At 59.7% G+C, this 15117-nt stretch carries 19 protein-coding genes; 4 read left to right on the top strand and 15 right to left on the bottom strand.

The window, feature by feature from the left end; translation table 11 throughout:
• Positions 1-30: 30 nt before the first annotated feature.
• The 5 genes from frr to PYR71_RS16020 all read right to left on the bottom strand — a co-directional run bounded on the left by frr (position 31) and on the right by PYR71_RS16020 (position 4637).
• Positions 31-591, bottom strand: a complete 561-nt coding sequence (frr, locus tag PYR71_RS16040) for a ribosome recycling factor (RefSeq protein ID WP_004678618.1) — start codon at positions 589-591, stop codon at positions 31-33.
• A gap of 159 nt (positions 592-750) precedes the next feature.
• A complete protein-coding gene (gene pyrH / locus PYR71_RS16035; RefSeq protein WP_183915799.1) occupies positions 751-1473 on the bottom strand; it encodes a UMP kinase in 723 nt (240 codons plus the stop codon).
• 96 nt (positions 1474-1569) lie between these two features.
• A complete protein-coding gene (gene tsf / locus PYR71_RS16030) occupies positions 1570-2496 on the bottom strand; it encodes a translation elongation factor Ts (protein ID WP_183915801.1) in 927 nt (308 codons plus the stop codon).
• 240 nt (positions 2497-2736) lie between these two features.
• Entirely contained in the window at positions 2737-3504 is a 768-nt protein-coding gene (gene rpsB / locus PYR71_RS16025; protein ID WP_008526906.1) for a 30S ribosomal protein S2, read from the bottom strand.
• A 296-nt stretch (positions 3505-3800) separates the two neighbouring features.
• The gene (locus PYR71_RS16020; protein WP_183915804.1) at positions 3801-4637 is read right to left on the bottom strand and encodes a cell envelope integrity EipB family protein; all 837 of its coding nucleotides are present in this window, start codon (positions 4635-4637) and stop codon (positions 3801-3803) included.
• Positions 4638-4773: 136 nt separating this feature from the next.
• Here PYR71_RS16020 and PYR71_RS16015 point away from each other — a divergent pair, with 136 nt between their 5' ends.
• The 4 genes from PYR71_RS16015 to PYR71_RS16000 all read left to right on the top strand — a co-directional run bounded on the left by PYR71_RS16015 (position 4774) and on the right by PYR71_RS16000 (position 7714).
• A complete protein-coding gene (locus tag PYR71_RS16015) occupies positions 4774-5244 on the top strand; it encodes a RidA family protein (RefSeq protein ID WP_168294793.1) in 471 nt (156 codons plus the stop codon).
• Entirely contained in the window at positions 5241-5960 is a 720-nt protein-coding gene (locus tag PYR71_RS16010; protein WP_275620041.1) for a glycerophosphodiester phosphodiesterase, read from the top strand. The genes PYR71_RS16015 and PYR71_RS16010 overlap by 4 nt, the downstream gene beginning before the upstream one ends.
• 77 nt (positions 5961-6037) lie before the next feature.
• Positions 6038-7228: a GNAT family N-acetyltransferase gene (locus PYR71_RS16005; RefSeq protein WP_275620040.1), complete on the top strand. Its 1191-nt coding sequence runs from the start codon at positions 6038-6040 to the stop codon at positions 7226-7228.
• 54 nt (positions 7229-7282) lie between these two features.
• Positions 7283-7714: an HIT family protein gene (locus PYR71_RS16000; protein ID WP_183915809.1), complete on the top strand. Its 432-nt coding sequence runs from the start codon at positions 7283-7285 to the stop codon at positions 7712-7714.
• Positions 7715-7730: 16 nt separating this feature from the next.
• Here the strand turns inward: PYR71_RS16000 and PYR71_RS15995 are convergent, their stop codons facing one another.
• From PYR71_RS15995 to PYR71_RS15950, 10 genes are read right to left on the bottom strand one after another with little or no spacing between them, the layout of a single operon-like run.
• A complete protein-coding gene (locus PYR71_RS15995) occupies positions 7731-8768 on the bottom strand; it encodes a Gfo/Idh/MocA family protein (protein WP_275620039.1) in 1038 nt (345 codons plus the stop codon).
• Positions 8747-9223 (bottom strand): type II 3-dehydroquinate dehydratase, encoded by a 477-nt coding sequence (gene aroQ / locus PYR71_RS15990; RefSeq protein WP_275620038.1) that lies wholly within the window; start codon positions 9221-9223, stop codon positions 8747-8749. Before aroQ ends, PYR71_RS15995 begins: the two co-directional genes overlap by 22 nt.
• A 31-nt stretch (positions 9224-9254) precedes the next feature.
• Positions 9255-9623, bottom strand: a complete 369-nt coding sequence (locus tag PYR71_RS15985) for a 5-carboxymethyl-2-hydroxymuconate Delta-isomerase (RefSeq protein ID WP_275620037.1) — start codon at positions 9621-9623, stop codon at positions 9255-9257.
• Between the two features lie 15 nt (positions 9624-9638).
• Positions 9639-10487 carry a shikimate dehydrogenase gene (locus PYR71_RS15980; RefSeq protein ID WP_275620036.1) on the bottom strand — a complete coding sequence of 283 codons (849 nt, stop codon included), beginning with the start codon at positions 10485-10487 and terminating at the stop codon, positions 9639-9641.
• 18 nt (positions 10488-10505) lie between these two features.
• Positions 10506-11267, bottom strand: coding sequence for an amino acid ABC transporter ATP-binding protein (locus PYR71_RS15975; protein WP_275620035.1), 762 nt, complete (start codon positions 11265-11267; stop codon positions 10506-10508).
• An 18-nt stretch (positions 11268-11285) separates the two neighbouring features.
• On the bottom strand, positions 11286-12110 hold the full coding sequence (locus tag PYR71_RS15970) for a transporter substrate-binding domain-containing protein (RefSeq protein WP_275620034.1): 825 nt from the start codon (positions 12108-12110) through the stop codon (positions 11286-11288).
• 40 nt (positions 12111-12150) lie between these two features.
• Positions 12151-12801, bottom strand: a complete 651-nt coding sequence (locus PYR71_RS15965; RefSeq protein WP_275620033.1) for an amino acid ABC transporter permease — start codon at positions 12799-12801, stop codon at positions 12151-12153.
• 10 nt (positions 12802-12811) lie between these two features.
• On the bottom strand, positions 12812-13480 hold the full coding sequence (locus PYR71_RS15960; RefSeq protein WP_275620032.1) for an amino acid ABC transporter permease: 669 nt from the start codon (positions 13478-13480) through the stop codon (positions 12812-12814).
• Between the two features lie 47 nt (positions 13481-13527).
• The gene (locus tag PYR71_RS15955) at positions 13528-14349 is read right to left on the bottom strand and encodes a sugar phosphate isomerase/epimerase family protein (protein WP_275620215.1); all 822 of its coding nucleotides are present in this window, start codon (positions 14347-14349) and stop codon (positions 13528-13530) included.
• Positions 14349-15086, bottom strand: a complete 738-nt coding sequence (locus PYR71_RS15950) for a GntR family transcriptional regulator (protein ID WP_275620031.1) — start codon at positions 15084-15086, stop codon at positions 14349-14351. The genes PYR71_RS15955 and PYR71_RS15950 overlap by 1 nt, the downstream gene beginning before the upstream one ends.
• Positions 15087-15117 lie beyond the last annotated feature (31 nt).

Below are 15117 nucleotides of genomic sequence, written 5' to 3'. Positions count from 1 at the left end.
CCGGTCTTTCCAGGCAAAGGCACAGATCCACTAGACCTGCATGATTTCCTTTTCCTTCTCCCCAAGCAAGCGGTCGATTTCGGAAATCGTCTCGTCCGTCATCTTCTGTACACGTTCCGACTGCGCACGGCTCTCGTCCTGGCCGATTACACCATCCTTTTCGGCCTTCTTGAGGCCGTCCATGCCGTCGCGGCGGACATGGCGAATCGCGACCTTGCTCTTTTCGGCATAGTCGTGAGCCACCTTGACGAGCGATTTGCGACGCTCCTCGTTCAACTCCGGCAGCGGGATGCGCAGGCTCTGGCCATCGACGATCGGGTTGAGGCCGAGGTTGGATTCGCGGATGCCGCGCTCGACGGCGCTGACCATCGACTTGTCCCAGACGGAAACCGTCAGCATGCGCGGCTCGGGCACCGTGATGTTGGCGACTTGGTTCAGCGGCACGCGCGAACCGTAGGCCTCGATCGTCACCGGATCGAGGATGTTGGCCGAGGCACGGCCGGTGCGCAGCGATGCGATGTCGCTCTTGAATGCGGAAACTGCGCCATCCATGCGGCGCTTCAGTTCCTTGATATCGATACCTTCACTCATGTCGATGCTCCCGTCGAAAGCATGATGCCCAAACGTGTCAGCGGTGACGACATCATGCTCTAACTATCTAATATAGAACATAATTCAGATCTGAGGCCAACCGGGCCCGACATCATCATGTTCTAGCGAGACCTGCACCCCCAAAAGGCGCAGCGTGTATCAGTTGTCGGAGACGATGGTCTTGAGGCCACCGCCCGCCAAGATTTCGGTAAAACCGCCCTTCTCGTGGATCGAGAAGACGATAATCGGGATGGAATTCTCCCTGGCGAGCGCCACGGCGGCAACGTCCATCACCGCAAGCCCCCTGTCCAGTACTTCCTGGTGCGTCAGCCGGTCGAAGCGCGTTGCGTCGGGATATTTCTTCGGATCGGCGGAATAGATGCCGTCGACCTGCGTGCCCTTGAAGATCGCCTGCGCACCCATTTCGGCAGCGCGCAGCGCGGCGGCGGAATCGGTGGTGAAGAAGGGGTTGCCGGTGCCGCCGGCAAAGATCACCACGCGTCCCATCGACAGATGATAGAGGGTCGCACGCTGCGAAAAGCTCTCGCAGATCTCCGGCATGGAGATGGCCGAAAGTACCACAGTGTCGATGTTGAGCTTGCGCAGCGAGGTCGCCAGCGCCAGCGCGTTGATGATGGTGCCGAGCATGCCCATATGGTCGCCGGTCACCCTGTCGCCGCCCTTGGATGCCACCGCGACACCGCGGAATATATTGCCGCCACCGACGACGACGCCGACTTCCACGCCCATATGCCTTGCCTCGGCGATATCGGATGCAATGCGGTCCGCCACCGCAACATCGATCCCGAAACCCTGGGCACCCATGAGTGCTTCGCCGGAAGCCTTGAGCAGAACGCGTTTATAGACAGGCTCTAAAGACATCTTGGCTCCTCGTAAATTGCCGTGAATGCCCGATACACGAAGGGCACCGCGTTGTCACGCGATGCCCTTCTTGTTTTCAGAATTATGGCTGGAAGATCAACCCTTGACGGCAGCCGCGACTTCGGCTGCGAAATCGGTTTCTTCCTTCTCGACGCCTTCGCCGAGCAGAAGACGGGCCATGCCGGCAACTTCGATCGGAGCGCCGACGGCCTTTTCAGCTTCCTTGATGGCGGCTGCGACGGTCAGATCAGGATTGATGACGAAAGCCTGCGAGAGAAGGGCGACCTCCTCGAAGAACTTGCGCATGCGGCCTTCCACCATCTTCTCGATGATGTTGTCCGGCTTGCCGGAAGCGCGCGACTGCTCGATGAAGACGTTGCGCTCGCGCTCAGCGACAGCGGCATCGACTTCTTCAGGGCGGATCGCCAGCGGCGCGGTCGCGGCAATATGCATGGCGACCTGGCGGCCGACTGCGTTCAGGGCTTCCTTGTCGCCGGTCGACTTCAGCGCGACGAGAACGCCGAGCTTTCCGAGACCGTCGGAAACGGCATTGTGGATATAGGTTGCGACGACGCCGTCCTCGACCGAGAGTGCGACCGAGCGGCGCAGGTTCATGTTCTCGCCGATCGTTGCGATCGCATCCTTGATCGTGTCGGAAACCGACTTGCCGGATGCCGGGTAGGTGGCGGCCGCAACGGCCTCGACGCTGCCGTTCGTGGAGACGGCGACCTTGGCGATGCCGCGGACGAGATCCTGGAAGGCGTCGTTACGGGCGACGAAATCGGTTTCGGAGTTGACTTCGACGACGACGGCCTTGGTGCCCTGGCTCGAAACGCCGATGAGGCCTTCGGCAGCCGTACGGCCGGACTTCTTGTCGGCCTTGGCGATGCCCTTGGCGCGCAGCCAGTCGATCGCCGCTTCCATGTCGCCATTGGTTTCGGCAAGCGCCTTCTTGCAGTCCATCATGCCTGCGCCGGTCTTTTCGCGCAGTTCCTTCACCATTGCAGCCGTAATCTCGCTCATTATCTTCCTCTTATCGGTTCAAACGGTGGGCCGCAAAGCGCGGCGCGGCACCGGATTGAGGCACGAAATGTACCTGTATGTATGACAGCGTGATGAAGACGCGCCATAACGAAATTTATCTGGCGAGGCATCTGACGCCTTCGCCCTGAAACAGGCAAGGCCGCCGAACTTCGATGAGTCGCGAGCGGCCTTCCCCAGTCCATGCAAGCTTTGGCGGAACTTTCGATCCGCCCGCTTTCATCAGCCTTCGGCTGCTTCTTCGAGAGCCGGCTCGACCGGAACTTCGGAGGATGCGCCGAGATCGCGGCCGGAAGAGCTCTGCTGGCGAGCGATGCCGTCGATGGCAGCGCGGGAGATCAGCTCGCAGTAAAGAGCGATCGCGCGCGATGCGTCGTCGTTGCCCGGGATCGGATAGTCGATCAGGTCGGGATCGCAGTTCGAATCGATGATGGCGACAACCGGGATGCCGAGGCGCTTGGCTTCGTCGATCGCGATCTTTTCCTTGTTGGTGTCGATGATGAACATCAGGTCGGGGGTGCCGCCCATATCACGGATACCGCCGAGAGCCTTGTCGAGCTTTTCACGCTCGCGCTCGAGGTTCAGGCGTTCCTTCTTGGTGAAGCCCTGGGCTTCGCCGCCGAGGATCTCATCGAGCTTGCGCAGGCGCTGGATCGAGTTGGAGATCGTCTTCCAGTTCGTCATCATGCCGCCGAGCCAGCGCGAGTTGACGTAGTACTGGGCCGAACGCTTGGCGCTGTCGGCGATGATCTCCGACGCCTGGCGCTTGGTGCCGACGAAGAGAACGCGGCCGCCGCGGGCAACGGTGTCGCTGACAACCTGAAGGGCGCGCGACAGCATCGGAACGGTCTGGGCCAGATCGATGATGTGGATGTTGTTGCGGTCGCCGAAGATATACGGCTTCATCTTCGGGTTCCAGCGATGGGTCTGGTGGCCGAAGTGGACGCCTGCCTCAAGAAGCTGGCGCATAGAAAAATCAGGCAATGCCATGCCTTGTTACTCCTTTTCCGGTTGAACCTCCGCAAGACGAACAGCACCCTCGTCGAGGATGCCACCGGCGGAACAGCCCGGATTTCTCCCGGACGATCCCATGCCTTACGTGTGGAATGCCGGTGCCCATACATTCCGTTCGGCATAAAAGCAAGGAAAACATTCCATTCGGCATAAAAACACGGATTCGGCCGAACATCTGCCCGGCTGCCCTGCCCTGCAATGCCGCCGCTCAGCTCGCCAGCGTCGACAGCATGACGCCCGACACCGTTTTATGACGGTGGAAAAGCCGCAGCTTAATGACAAGCCTCGGCCTTGCGCTCAAGCAGTTCCAGCTTGGCAAGCTTGCCGGTCAGGACGAAATCGCCGTAATCCATCGTCAGGTCGCGGGTGATGCCGTTCTCATAGAGCTTGAAGGACATGCGATAGACCGGCAGCGCATCCGATTTCGCATTCTCGTTGAAATAGGCGATCGTCACCGGCCAGAACGCGGTCTTGGAGAAGGCGCCGGCATTGCCGGCATCGGCCTCCTCGGCAACCGGCGTCTGCTGCTTGCCGACGATCGTCGTCGTCACCAGCGCCTTGTCGCCGTCATCGGAGCCGTCGAAAACGCGCGCCTCGAAGAAGCGTTTGCCGTCCTTGGCGTTCTGGATCACGTCGAGCATGTGTTCCGTGGGAAAGCGGCTTTCGGCCAGCTGCAGCACGCGGTTCGCCGGCTGCTTGAGATCGACCTTGACGCCATCGGGTTGGTCCTGAGCGGCACCGTTGACTTCCTTGTCGAGCTGATCGTCGGTGAAGGATTTGGTGTCGAAGGTGAACTTGCCGTCCTTCAGGTTCTCGAAGGTCGTCGTCTGCTGGTCGCTGACGCGCACGCTGTCGCCGGTATTGATCTGCGTCACGAAGCGGAAATTCGTGGTGAAGCCCTGGCAATAGCTGCCGTCGAACTCATAGACCATGCGGCCGTACATGCCGGCGATGCCGGAGCGGTCCGAAGCATCCTTCAATTCGAGATCGTAGACGGCGCGATGGGCGATGAGGCCGGTCGCGGCCGCAGCGCTTGCCGCAGGCGCACCCGCCCATGCGTTGGCGGATACGCTGGCGAGAAGCAGAGCGGCAAGCGACGATCGGAACATTCATTCACTCCTGTTGGACTCGGCCGCGATGTTATATGAACTCTTTCGGCCAAATCGAGGCTCGAAGCTGTCATAATAAAGATTCTAGTCTTGATGCATAATTTTTGAAACATTGACAACAAAAGCGGAGACGAAAATGTCCGATGAAATTGCAGCGCGCCTGACTGAGATGGGGATAACCCTACCCGAAGCCGCAGCCCCAGCCGCAAATTACGTTCCCTATGTCATCAGCGGCAATCTTCTCTACATCTCCGGCCAGCTGCCGCTCGAAGGCGGCAAGATCGCCGTCGCCGGCCATCTCGGCAAGACCGTTGACGTTGCAAGCGGCCAGCGCGGCGCCGAACTCTGCGCGATCAACATCCTCGCCCAGGCGAAGGCAGCACTTGGCGGCAATCTCGGCCGCATCCGGCGCGTCATCAAGCTGAACGGCTTCGTCGCCTCGGCGCCCGACTTTGTCGAGCAGCATCTCGTCATCAACGGCGCGTCGAACCTGATTGCCGGCGTGCTCGGCGAGGCCGGCAAACATGCGCGTGCCGCCGTCGGCATGGCAGCCCTACCGCTGAACGCCGCGGTCGAGATCGATGCTATCATGGAAATCGCGGAATGACGAATGCAGCCTGGATCAAGGACGTGGCGGTCGCCCATCGCGGCTTTCACGACCTCAATAAGCTCGTCTGGGAAAACACGCTTTCGGCCTTTTCGCGCGCCGTCGAAGCGGGCTTTGCGATCGAATGCGATCTGCATTACGCCTCCGACGGCGTGCCGATCATCTTTCACGACGAGGACCTGCAGCGCCTTTGCAATCTCACCGGCGATATCAGGGAGCGCACCTCCCGCGAGCTCGGACTGATCGCTGTCGGCGGCACCAGCGACAAGGTGCCGACGCTCAGCCAGCTTCTCGATCTCGTCCGCGGCAAGGTGCCGCTGGTACTGGAGCTGAAGGGCCGCGAGGCTGATGACGAAGGGTTTGCCGAATCTGTTCTCGAAGTGCTGGAAGGCTATGAAGGCAAGGTGGCGCTGATGAGCTTCGACCACTGGCTGCTGCGCGATTTGAAGGCGCTTGGCTCCCCCTACCCGCTCGGGCTGACCGCCAACGGCAACACGCCCGAGGAGTTCGCAGAGCACGCCCAGGCGATGGAGATCGGTCTCGATTTCATCTCCTATTATTACGACGACCTGCCGAATGCCTTCATATCAGGCGAACGCGAAAAGGGCATTCCCGTCATCACCTGGACGGTGCGCGACGAAGAGGCGCGGCGGCGGACCTTCGCCAATGCGGACCAGATGACCTTCGAAGGCTTCGACCCGCGTGTGGCGGTTTGACGCTCGCTTTTTGGCCAAGATCATGCGCAGATTGAGGGAAAGCCGAACCGCACTCCACAGGCTTCGCATTTTGCCCCATGACCGATAACCTCACCATTCGCGTAGAACGCTCCTTCACAGCAATTTCCCCGGAGAGCTGGTCCAGGCTTTCCGGGGCATCGAAGGGCGGCACCACGATCGCTTACAATCCCTTCGTCTCGCACGCCTTTTTGTCGTCGCTGGAAGAATCGGGTTCGGCCACCGCTGAGACCGGCTGGCTCGGCCATCACCTGTTGCTCGAGACCGATCGCGGCGACCTGATCGGCGGCCTGCCCGGCTACCTCAAGAGCCACAGCCAGGGCGAATATGTCTTCGATCATGGTTGGGCCGATGCCTTCGAGCGGGCCGGCGGGCGCTATTATCCCAAACTTCAATGCTCTATTCCGTTCACCCCGGCGACGGGTCCGCGGCTTCTCGTCGCCGAGGGGCTGCAGCGGCTGCCGATCCAGAGCGCGATCGCCGAAAGCCTGAAGGAGGTCGTGCGCCGGCTCGGCATCTCCTCGGCCCATGTCACCTTCGTGCCTGATGAAGAGATCGGCGTCTTCGAGATGGACGGCTATCTGCACCGCACCGACCAGCAGTTCCATTTCATCAATGACGGCTATGCCAATCACGAGGAATTCCTCGAAACGCTTGCTTCGCGCAAACGCAAGGCATTGCGCAAGGAGCGCCGGGCCGCACTCGAAAACGGCATCAGCATCGACTGGCTGACCGGCAGCGACCTGACGGAACGCATCTGGGACCAGTTCTTCAAATTCTATATGGATACCGGCGGGCGCAAATGGGGCCGGCCCTACCTCACCCGCAAATTCTACTCGCTGATCGGCGAGCGCATGGCCGACGACATCCTGCTCGTCATGGCCAAGCGCGACGGACGCTATGTCGCCGGCGCGATCAACTTCATCGGCGGCGAGACGCTCTACGGCCGTCACTGGGGCTGCATCGAGGATCATCCCTTCCTGCATTTCGAGGTCTGCTATCACCAGGCGATCGATTTTGCCCTTTCGAAAGGGTTGAAGCGGGTCGAGGCCGGCGCCCAAGGCGAACACAAGCTCGCTCGCGGCTACCTGCCGGTGACGACGCATTCGGCCCATTATGTCGCCCATGCCGGGCTTCGTCGGGCAATCGGCGACTATCTCGCCCGCGAGCGCGCCGATGTCGAACAGATGGGTGAGCTGCTGGCCGAGCACAGCCCCTTCCGCAAGGGCGAGCGCCAGCAGGAGGATTGACGCCGCCCTGCCGGCCGCGCTACCCGAGCAATGAGGAAACGAGGAGATTTCGCGATGACCAATCCGGCCGCCTATGACGACAACAACATCTTCGCCAAGATCCTGCGCGGCGAAATTCCCTCACACCGTATCTATGAGGATCAGCATACGGTCGCCTTCATGGACGTGATGCCGCAGGCGCCGGGCCATGTGCTCGTCGTTCCGAAAGCGCCTTCCCGCAATATCCTCGATGCCGATCCCGCTACCCTCGCCCATGCCATCACCGTCGTTCAAAAGGTCGCCAAAGCGCTCGAAGAGGTCTTTGATGCCGATGGTGTATTTATCGCCCAATTCAACGAACCGGCCGCCGGGCAGACGGTGTTCCATCTACATTTCCACGTCATTCCCCGTCATGAAGGCGTGGCGCTGAAGCCGCATTCCGGCAAGATGGAGGACGGCGCGGTGCTTGCCGCCAATGCCGAAAAGATCAGGGCAGCTCTGGCATAGTAGCACGTGACGTGCTTCAGGGCAGCGCAACGCGCTGAAGCGTGGCTGCGGACCGTTTGACGGCATCGATTACTTTCAGGGTTTCCCATCCCTCTCGCCCGCTGACCAGAGGCTCTTCGTGACCTCTTATGACTTTGCAGAAGTGCCGTATCTGAAGGACGAGCGGATCCTGGGTCTCGACGTCGATGCGCTTCCGGTCGAAGGGCTCCAGCCAGCTCCGCTCCGCCGGGTTGCGCCATATGTCGAGTGAAGGAATGGCGAGTGATCCGTGTGTTCCGCCAATCATGTAGCAGGCTTCTTCCGTCTTCGGATAGGCCGCGTTCTCTCCGGTCGTCATCTCCCAGCTCCATGGCGCCACAACAGAATCCGAAACCGGCGCGCTGCCCAGAATTCCGTTCTTGAATTCGATGAGGATCACGGCTGTCTCCTCGACGGCGTTTCCGCGCATTGCGTTGGACTCGCGCGCCTGGACGGCCGCGATATCCCCCAACAGGTAGCGAAGATTGTCGATGTCGTGGATGAGGTTTAGGAAGACCGGCCCCGCACCCCGCTCGCGCCGCCAGGGCGTGTCGAAATAGTTATCCGGCTTGAACAGCCAGAACATTGCGTTGACGACCAGTATCCGACCGAGCTTTCCGCTTTCAATGATCTGCTTTGCTTTCTGCATCATTGGGGCGTGCCGGCGATGATGTCCCGTCAGAAGCGGGATACCCTTGGCTTCGGCCATCTTTATCAGCTTCTCGCCGGCTGCGACATCATCGACGATCGGCTTCTCAATCAAAGCCGGGATACCAGCTTCCACTGCCTCCATGCCGTTCCGGACATGCATCTGGTTAGGAGTCGCGATAATGACGCCGTCCGGACGCTGGGCGGTAATCATGTCGCCAAAACTCGGAAACCATCTGACGCCCGCGCTGCGTGCGATGTCCTGTCCAAGCGACGTGGGATCCACTACGGCGATTAGGTCGGCCGCGGGTTCTTCCAAGACATGTCGAATATGACGCTTTCCAATCAGCCCCGCGCCGAGGACCGCTAGTTTGACCCGGTCGACCATTTTGCGTCAGTCGTTTTCTGGGTCTTTAGCATGGTCGCGACGCGGCGGATACCGAGCTGGTAGCCTTCCGTTCCAAGGCCGGCGATTACGCCGTCTGCCCGGTGGGAGACAAAGGAGTGATGGCGGAAGCTTTCGCGTTTATGCACGTTGGAGATATGGATCTCGATGACGGGACCTTCGAACGTATTCAGAGCGTCGAGGATGGCAAGCGACGTGTGCGTGAATGCAGCTGGATTGATCACGATGCCGACTCCATTCTCACGCGCTTCGTGGATCCAGTCGATGATTTCATATTCGCGGTTGCTCTGGAGGAATCGGAGCTCGTGTCCGAGTTCCGATGCCAGCGTCCGGCAGGAGGCCTCTACGTCGGCCAGCGTCTCGTGGCCATAGATGTGAGGCTGGCGCTTGCCCAGTAGGTTGAGGTTTGGGCCGTTAAGAACATAGATCAGGCTCATTGCAATTACCCTTGTGAAAGCACCGGCGAGTTCAGGCGAGTGCTATTTCCTGGAATGCGAAATTCGGGTCGGATTCGTAGAGATCGGCGCGAATCCCAAGCCGCCCCTCGTGAAGTGCGTGTGCTGCGACCTTCTGGGCAGCGTCGAGAACCGCTTTCAGCAGTTCTCGTTTGATCTCCGTCGGCCGTCCGGGAGCCACGCGCACAATTATTTGAATGAAGTGATTGTCGGCATGTTCGTCACCGACGCAGGAGAAAGTCGCTTCTCTGGCGAATGTACGAACTATAGTAGGCTTTACCAGGCCCCCGTCGCGGACTCGGCGATGCACAGCCCTGGCCAGCTCGTCAATAGCGACGCGCTCGGCAGCGCCCCGGCTATAGTCAATGATGATATGCGGCATCGCATGTCCTCCAGCTCAGCACAACTGCTCGAAATGATGCGACATTCGTTCCGCGTCCGGCTGCACGCTCGTGAACAATTCGAACGCCGCGGCGGCCTGGAATACCGTCATTCCACCACCGGGCAGCGTTCTGCAGCCCTTCTTCTCGGCCAAGGCAAGAAGTTCGGTCACGAGGGGCATGTAGACAATATCAGCGACCCAGTGACGCGACTGAAGCGCTTCCGGGTCGATTGGAATGCCTGGATGACTTCGCATACCCGTCGGCGTGGCGTGGATAAGCCCGTCGGCCGAAGCGAGCGTTGCGCTGACATCCCTGATCGGATGCGCGCACCTTTTTGAGAAGCGCTGATTGAGCTGGTCGGCAAGCGTGGCGGCGCGATTTGCGTCCTGGTCGAAGATCGAAAGCACCTCGATTCCGAGCTTGATGGCTGCGTGCGCGACTGCGACCCCCGCGCCGCCAGCGCCGAGCAGTACCGCATGTGTCTTGGCAACATCGGGTAATCCGCGCTCGAAGTTCTTATAAAAGCCGTACCAATCGGTGTTGTGCCCAATCCGCTTTCCATTGCGAAGCACGACCGTGTTGACTGCACCGAGCATCCGGGCATCTTCCGACAGGTCGGTAAGGTGAGCCATGACAGTTTGCTTGCAGGGGTGAGTGATGTTGCTTCCCGCAAAGCCCCGGCGTTCGATCTCGTCGAGAAGGTCTGGCAGCGCAGATGCAGACAGACCACGCTCGGTCAGATCGAGAAGCTCGTACCGATATTCCAGTCCAAGATGATATGCTTCGGTCTCGTGGAGAGCCGGCGACTTCGACATCTGAATGTCCGCTCCGATCAGCGCGACATGAAATTTCCTATTGTCCATTTTGATAGCTCTACCGGATCAGTGATGGGCAAGTATTTCGCCGAGAAACGCCTTGGTGCGCTCGTGCTGCGGAGACTTGAAGAAAATCTCGGGTCCAGCTTCTTCGATGATCTCACCGGAGGCCATGAAGATGACCCTGTCTGCTACCTGGCGGGCGAAGCCCATTTCATGGGTCACACAGATCATGGTCATGCCGTCGCGTGCGAGCCCGATCATTGTATCCAGCACTTCCTTGACCATCTCAGGATCTAGCGCGCTTGTGGGCTCATCGAACAACATCACTTTCGGCTCCATGCAGAGCGCACGCGCGATTGCGACGCGTTGCTGCTGGCCTCCGGAAAGCTGGGCGGGATATTTCTCCGCCTGGTCAAGAATCCTGACACGCTCCAGATATTTTCGTGCCAGTCGTTCGGCCTCGGCGCGGCTGGTGCCGCGAACGCGCATCGGGGCTAGCGTGCAGTTCTGAAGCACGGTCATGTGAGGGAACAAATTGAAACTCTGGAACACCATGCCCACTTCGCGTCGTATCGTGTCCACTGCCTTGGTGCTGCCATCCAGCAGCTGTCCCTCGACGACGATCTTCCCGTCCTGGATCGTCTCAAGCGCGTTGATGCAGCGGATCAAAGTCGATTTGCCAGAACCCGATGGGCCGCAAAGGACGATCTTCTCGCCTTTGCGAACCGATAGGCTGATGTTTTTCAGAGCATGGAAGGAGCCGTACCATTTCTCCAGATTCTCGAGTGAAATCAACGTTGACTGATCGTTTGAAGAATTGAGCACGGCGCCCTCCCTGTATCTTTACTTGACGGTGAACGGGATGTTGGGGATGGATTCGGGGAATTTCGGAAGGTCGATGCCCATCCACTTCTTGGTGATGGTCGCCAGCTCTCCGCTTGCCTTGATCTTGTCGATGAAGCTGTTGGCGGCCTCGTTCCAGTCCTTCTCGCCAAGGCGAGTTCCGACGCCGTTGTAGGTCTTCAGGAAGTCGATCTTACGTTCGTAAGTCCCGGCGCTGGCGGCATCGAGCCTCTGTCCGTAAAACTGGTTGCCGCCGACAGCCTTCACCTGGCCCGAAATGAGAGCCTGGATAGTGGCGGCGTCATCGTCGAAGCGGCGGATCGTTGCAGTTGATCCCACGGCGTCCGTCACAGCCTTGTCCTGCGAGCTCGACTTCGGCACACCGATCTCCCAGCCAGCCACATCGGCCGGCGCCTTTGCGGCATCGGCCTTCGCGGCATAGAGCGAGATTGTGTTCGCCGCATATGGCTTGCTGTACTGGATCGATTTGGCGCGCTCCTCAGTCATGGCCATTGTGGCGAACAGGATATCCACTTTCCCTGTCGTCAGCGCGGGAATTCGGTTCGCGACGGCGAGCGGCTGGAACTCGATCTTCACGCCGAGCTCCTTGGCGAACAGCGTCGCGATGTCGGCGTCGAAGCCGTCCTGCTTGCCGCTCGTATTCACAAAGCCCCATGGTGCGTTGTCGCCCTGGATGCCGACGACGAGAGTGCCCTGGGCTTTGATCTCTTCGACAGTGGCGGCCGATGCGGCGGCGACGCCGATGGTGGCGAAAGCGGCCGTCGCAAAAGCTATTCCGAGAAATTTCCTACGGTTGATCTGCATTGCTTATTCCTCCTCTTTGGTTTTGCTTCGAACGAAGCAGTTAGCGGACTGCTTTCGCCATCCGTTTCTCGAGGCCGCTTCCAAGGTGCGACAGCGGCCAGCAAATGATGAAATAGATCAGGCCGACGATCCCGAAGACGAGGAGCGGCCGATAGGTCTGGTTCGAGATAATCTGACCAGCTCGGGTCAGCTCGATGAAGCCGACGATCGCGGCGAGTGACGTTCCTTTGATGAGCTGGACAAGGAAGCCGATGGTCGCAGGCATGGAGATTCTCAGGGCTTGCGGAAGGATCACGTCCTTCATCCGCGATACGTAGTGCAGGCCGAGGGCGTTTGCGGCTTCGCTCTGACCTTTCGGAACGGCTTCGATAGAGCCGCGCCAGATCTCGCCGAGGAAGGCACTCGCATGAAGAGTGAAGGCGATGGCCACGGCGATCCAGGCATTGACATCAATGCCGAGCAGCGCCACGCCGTAGTACACGACGAAAAGCTGCATCAGGAGCGGCGTGCCCTGGAACAGCGCGATGTAGCCCGAAGTCGCGACGCGCACAGTCCGGTTCTTCGATGCGCGCGCCAGGGCGATCAATATCCCGAACAGGCCTCCACCTACAAAGCCGATGATTGCTAGCAGTACGGTCCATTTCAGACCCTGCAAGATGAAAAGAAATTCGTTTTCGCCGATGGGACCCATAAAGTGCCTCCTATCGCGTTGGGTAGTTGAAGTGGTGGCGGGAGATCAGGGCGAACATACCCATCATCAGGGTCGAAATGACGAGGTAGATGGCGGTTACGGTGAAGTAGACCTCGAAGCTGCGGAACGTATCGGATTCGATTCTCTGCGCCGCCGACGTCAGCTCGTAGGCTGCGATCGAGGTGCAGACTGAGGTGGTGAGGGTCAGCATCACGAACTGACTGGTGAGCGACGGGTAAATTGCCCGGAGAGCCGGCTTCAGCACGATCAGCCGGAAGACGTCGCCCTTATGGAGGCCAAGCGCGAATCCTGCCTCGATCTGACCTTTGCTGACGCTCTCGACGCCGCCGCGGATGATCTCGATCGCGTATGCACCGCCGTTGATGCCCAGCGCGATGATCGCTGTGACCGTCGGGTTTAGACGTATCCCCATCAAGGGGAGCGCGAAGTAGATGAAGAAAATCTGCACGAGGAAAGGCGTGTTCCGGACGACTTCGACGAACCCGATGACGGGAGCTCGAACGAGCGGGATCTTGGACGTTCTGGCGGCGACTCCGAGAATGCCGATTAGGAGCGCGAGGAGCATTCCGGCGAGCGCCAGCCCTATCGTACCGAGCGAACCCCAAAGCAACTCCGGGGCGCGGTCAAAGACCGCACCAAAATCGAACGAATAAGCCATGTATAATTTTCCTCCTCCCGGTGCGGATAATTTGCACCCGCGCCGGACTATCGATCCGGCCTGACCATTCTTTCCGCGCAGTTGAAAAGATGTTTAAGGTGGGCCTCCGGCGCCATGGATCCAACCAAAGGCACCTCCACCGAGATGGAAGCGGCGGTTCCGACCACAGCAACCAAATCGCTTAACGGCAGTTCCCCCTCGCCTGGAGGCAGTCGGCCGCTTCTTGCTTCAGCGATCATTTCCTCTGGCTTTGTCGGCGCTGGGCCGGCTACGTCGCATAGTTGAACATGTTTCACTTTGTCGAGGTTGGCCCGCAAGTCTGCCGGAGCCGCGCCGTTCCTGAAGAAATGGATGCCATCGACGAGAACGCCGGCATTCTCCATCCCCGCCCGTGTCACAAGCTCAATGCTATCCTCAAAGGCTTTGACCACCCGCCAGCCCATGTTTTCGATGTCGACCGCCAAGCCGTACTGTCCCGCGAGGACACAGATATCCGAAAACTTCGATAACAGTCTGGCATGATCCGGATCGTCGCCACAGACGCTGAGCCGTCGCGCTCCGATGTTCGCAGCGGCGGCGAGGGTCGCCTCCACCGATGACGCCTCGAAAGAGGGATCGAGCACGAAGAATTCGATATCGAAGACCTCTACTTCTTCACCGGCAAGCACAGCCTTCAACTCTCCGGCTGCTGTGCCACCGACGGGCAGTTCATAGTACGGCGCACCGGGAAAGGCCGGATGGAGCCTGAGGCCGATCCTGGAGAAACCTGCGCGTCCGGCAATCTTCGCGAACTCCGCGGGGGGCAGCATTATGGACGAGAAATGCGCGACGCCGATCGGGAGCGCCGATTTTGGTCGTGAGGCGGCCATCATACGACACCTTTCGTCGCAAGATGGTTGCGAAGATTGGTTCCGGTGCGGTGGATGTGCTGTCGCAGCTTCTCGCAAGCATATTCAACGTCACGTGCCACGGCGCCCTGCGCAATCTCGCTGTGTTCCTGACCTACATTGCGGTCCCCGGATGTGCGGACAAGGAAGGCGCGGCGGTATCGGTCGTTCAGATTCAGCAGAAGATTGCAGAAGTGGAGAAGCAGCGGCTTACCACAGCCCGAGATTAAGGTGAGGTGGAATTCGCGGTGCAGCGCTTCCCAGTGTTCCAGCGTTTCGGGACGGGCGGCGTCGCGCTCAGTGCGGTTCAGGCGATGGAGCGCACGCATAATGTTGCCCTCCCACTCGACGTCACCGATGCGAATGGATTCGCGAAGTGCGAAGACCTCGAGTTCCTCCCGAAGGGTCGTAACTTCTTCGAGATTGGCAAGCGAGATCGGGGCGACGCGATAGCCTCGATTGTCCTGAAACTCAACCAGGCCGTCGGAAATGAGCCGGGCCAGGCCTTCACGCAACGGGCTGAGGCTGACGTTGAACGTCTTTCGGGCTTTATCGAGATTGATCTTGCTGCCCGCCTCCAGTTCGCCGGAAATGATCGCCTCTCGAAGACGCGATGCGAGCTGGCTACCGATGGTATTTTTTCCATCGTCGGCGAAAGCAGCAGACGGCGCGTCTCCTTCTGTCAGCGCGCCATGGGCGCCGTCGTCGGTCGAGTCCATCTCTCCTCCCAGACAATCTTGTCCAACTTTC

Source organism: Rhizobium mulingense, assembly GCF_029194105.1.
Lineage (GTDB): Bacteria > Pseudomonadota > Alphaproteobacteria > Rhizobiales > Rhizobiaceae > Rhizobium > Rhizobium mulingense.
The sequence above is the reverse complement of the archived record's forward strand: the minus strand, read 5'-3'. Positions and strand labels throughout refer to the sequence as shown.

Bases quoted from the DNA above. Each gene is read 5' to 3' on its own strand.
- PYR71_RS15955 (WP_275620215.1), bottom strand. From the start codon at position 14,349: ATGGCCGCCTCACGACCAAAATCGGCGCTCCCGATCGGCGTCGCGCAT.
- rpsB (WP_008526906.1), bottom strand. From the start codon at position 3,504: ATGGCATTGCCTGATTTTTCTATGCGCCAGCTTCTTGAGGCAGGCGTC.
- PYR71_RS15970 (WP_275620034.1), bottom strand. From the start codon at position 12,110: ATGCAGATCAACCGTAGGAAATTTCTCGGAATAGCTTTTGCGACGGCC.
- PYR71_RS15995 (WP_275620039.1), bottom strand. From the start codon at position 8,768: ATGGTCGACCGGGTCAAACTAGCGGTCCTCGGCGCGGGGCTGATTGGA.
- PYR71_RS15965 (WP_275620033.1), bottom strand. From the start codon at position 12,801: ATGGGTCCCATCGGCGAAAACGAATTTCTTTTCATCTTGCAGGGTCTG.
- PYR71_RS15985 (WP_275620037.1), bottom strand. From the start codon at position 9,623: ATGCCGCATATCATCATTGACTATAGCCGGGGCGCTGCCGAGCGCGTC.
- pyrH (WP_183915799.1), bottom strand. From the start codon at position 1,473: ATGTCTTTAGAGCCTGTCTATAAACGCGTTCTGCTCAAGGCTTCCGGC.
- PYR71_RS16000 (WP_183915809.1), top strand. From the start codon at position 7,283: ATGACCAATCCGGCCGCCTATGACGACAACAACATCTTCGCCAAGATC.
- PYR71_RS15960 (WP_275620032.1), bottom strand. From the start codon at position 13,480: ATGGCTTATTCGTTCGATTTTGGTGCGGTCTTTGACCGCGCCCCGGAG.
- PYR71_RS16020 (WP_183915804.1), bottom strand. From the start codon at position 4,637: ATGTTCCGATCGTCGCTTGCCGCTCTGCTTCTCGCCAGCGTATCCGCC.
- PYR71_RS15980 (WP_275620036.1), bottom strand. From the start codon at position 10,487: ATGGACAATAGGAAATTTCATGTCGCGCTGATCGGAGCGGACATTCAG.
- PYR71_RS16015 (WP_168294793.1), top strand. From the start codon at position 4,774: ATGTCCGATGAAATTGCAGCGCGCCTGACTGAGATGGGGATAACCCTA.
- aroQ (WP_275620038.1), bottom strand. From the start codon at position 9,223: ATGAGCCTGATCTATGTTCTTAACGGCCCAAACCTCAACCTACTGGGC.
- PYR71_RS15950 (WP_275620031.1), bottom strand. From the start codon at position 15,086: ATGGACTCGACCGACGACGGCGCCCATGGCGCGCTGACAGAAGGAGAC.
- tsf (WP_183915801.1), bottom strand. From the start codon at position 2,496: ATGAGCGAGATTACGGCTGCAATGGTGAAGGAACTGCGCGAAAAGACC.
- PYR71_RS16005 (WP_275620040.1), top strand. From the start codon at position 6,038: ATGACCGATAACCTCACCATTCGCGTAGAACGCTCCTTCACAGCAATT.
- PYR71_RS16010 (WP_275620041.1), top strand. From the start codon at position 5,241: ATGACGAATGCAGCCTGGATCAAGGACGTGGCGGTCGCCCATCGCGGC.
- frr (WP_004678618.1), bottom strand. From the start codon at position 591: ATGAGTGAAGGTATCGATATCAAGGAACTGAAGCGCCGCATGGATGGC.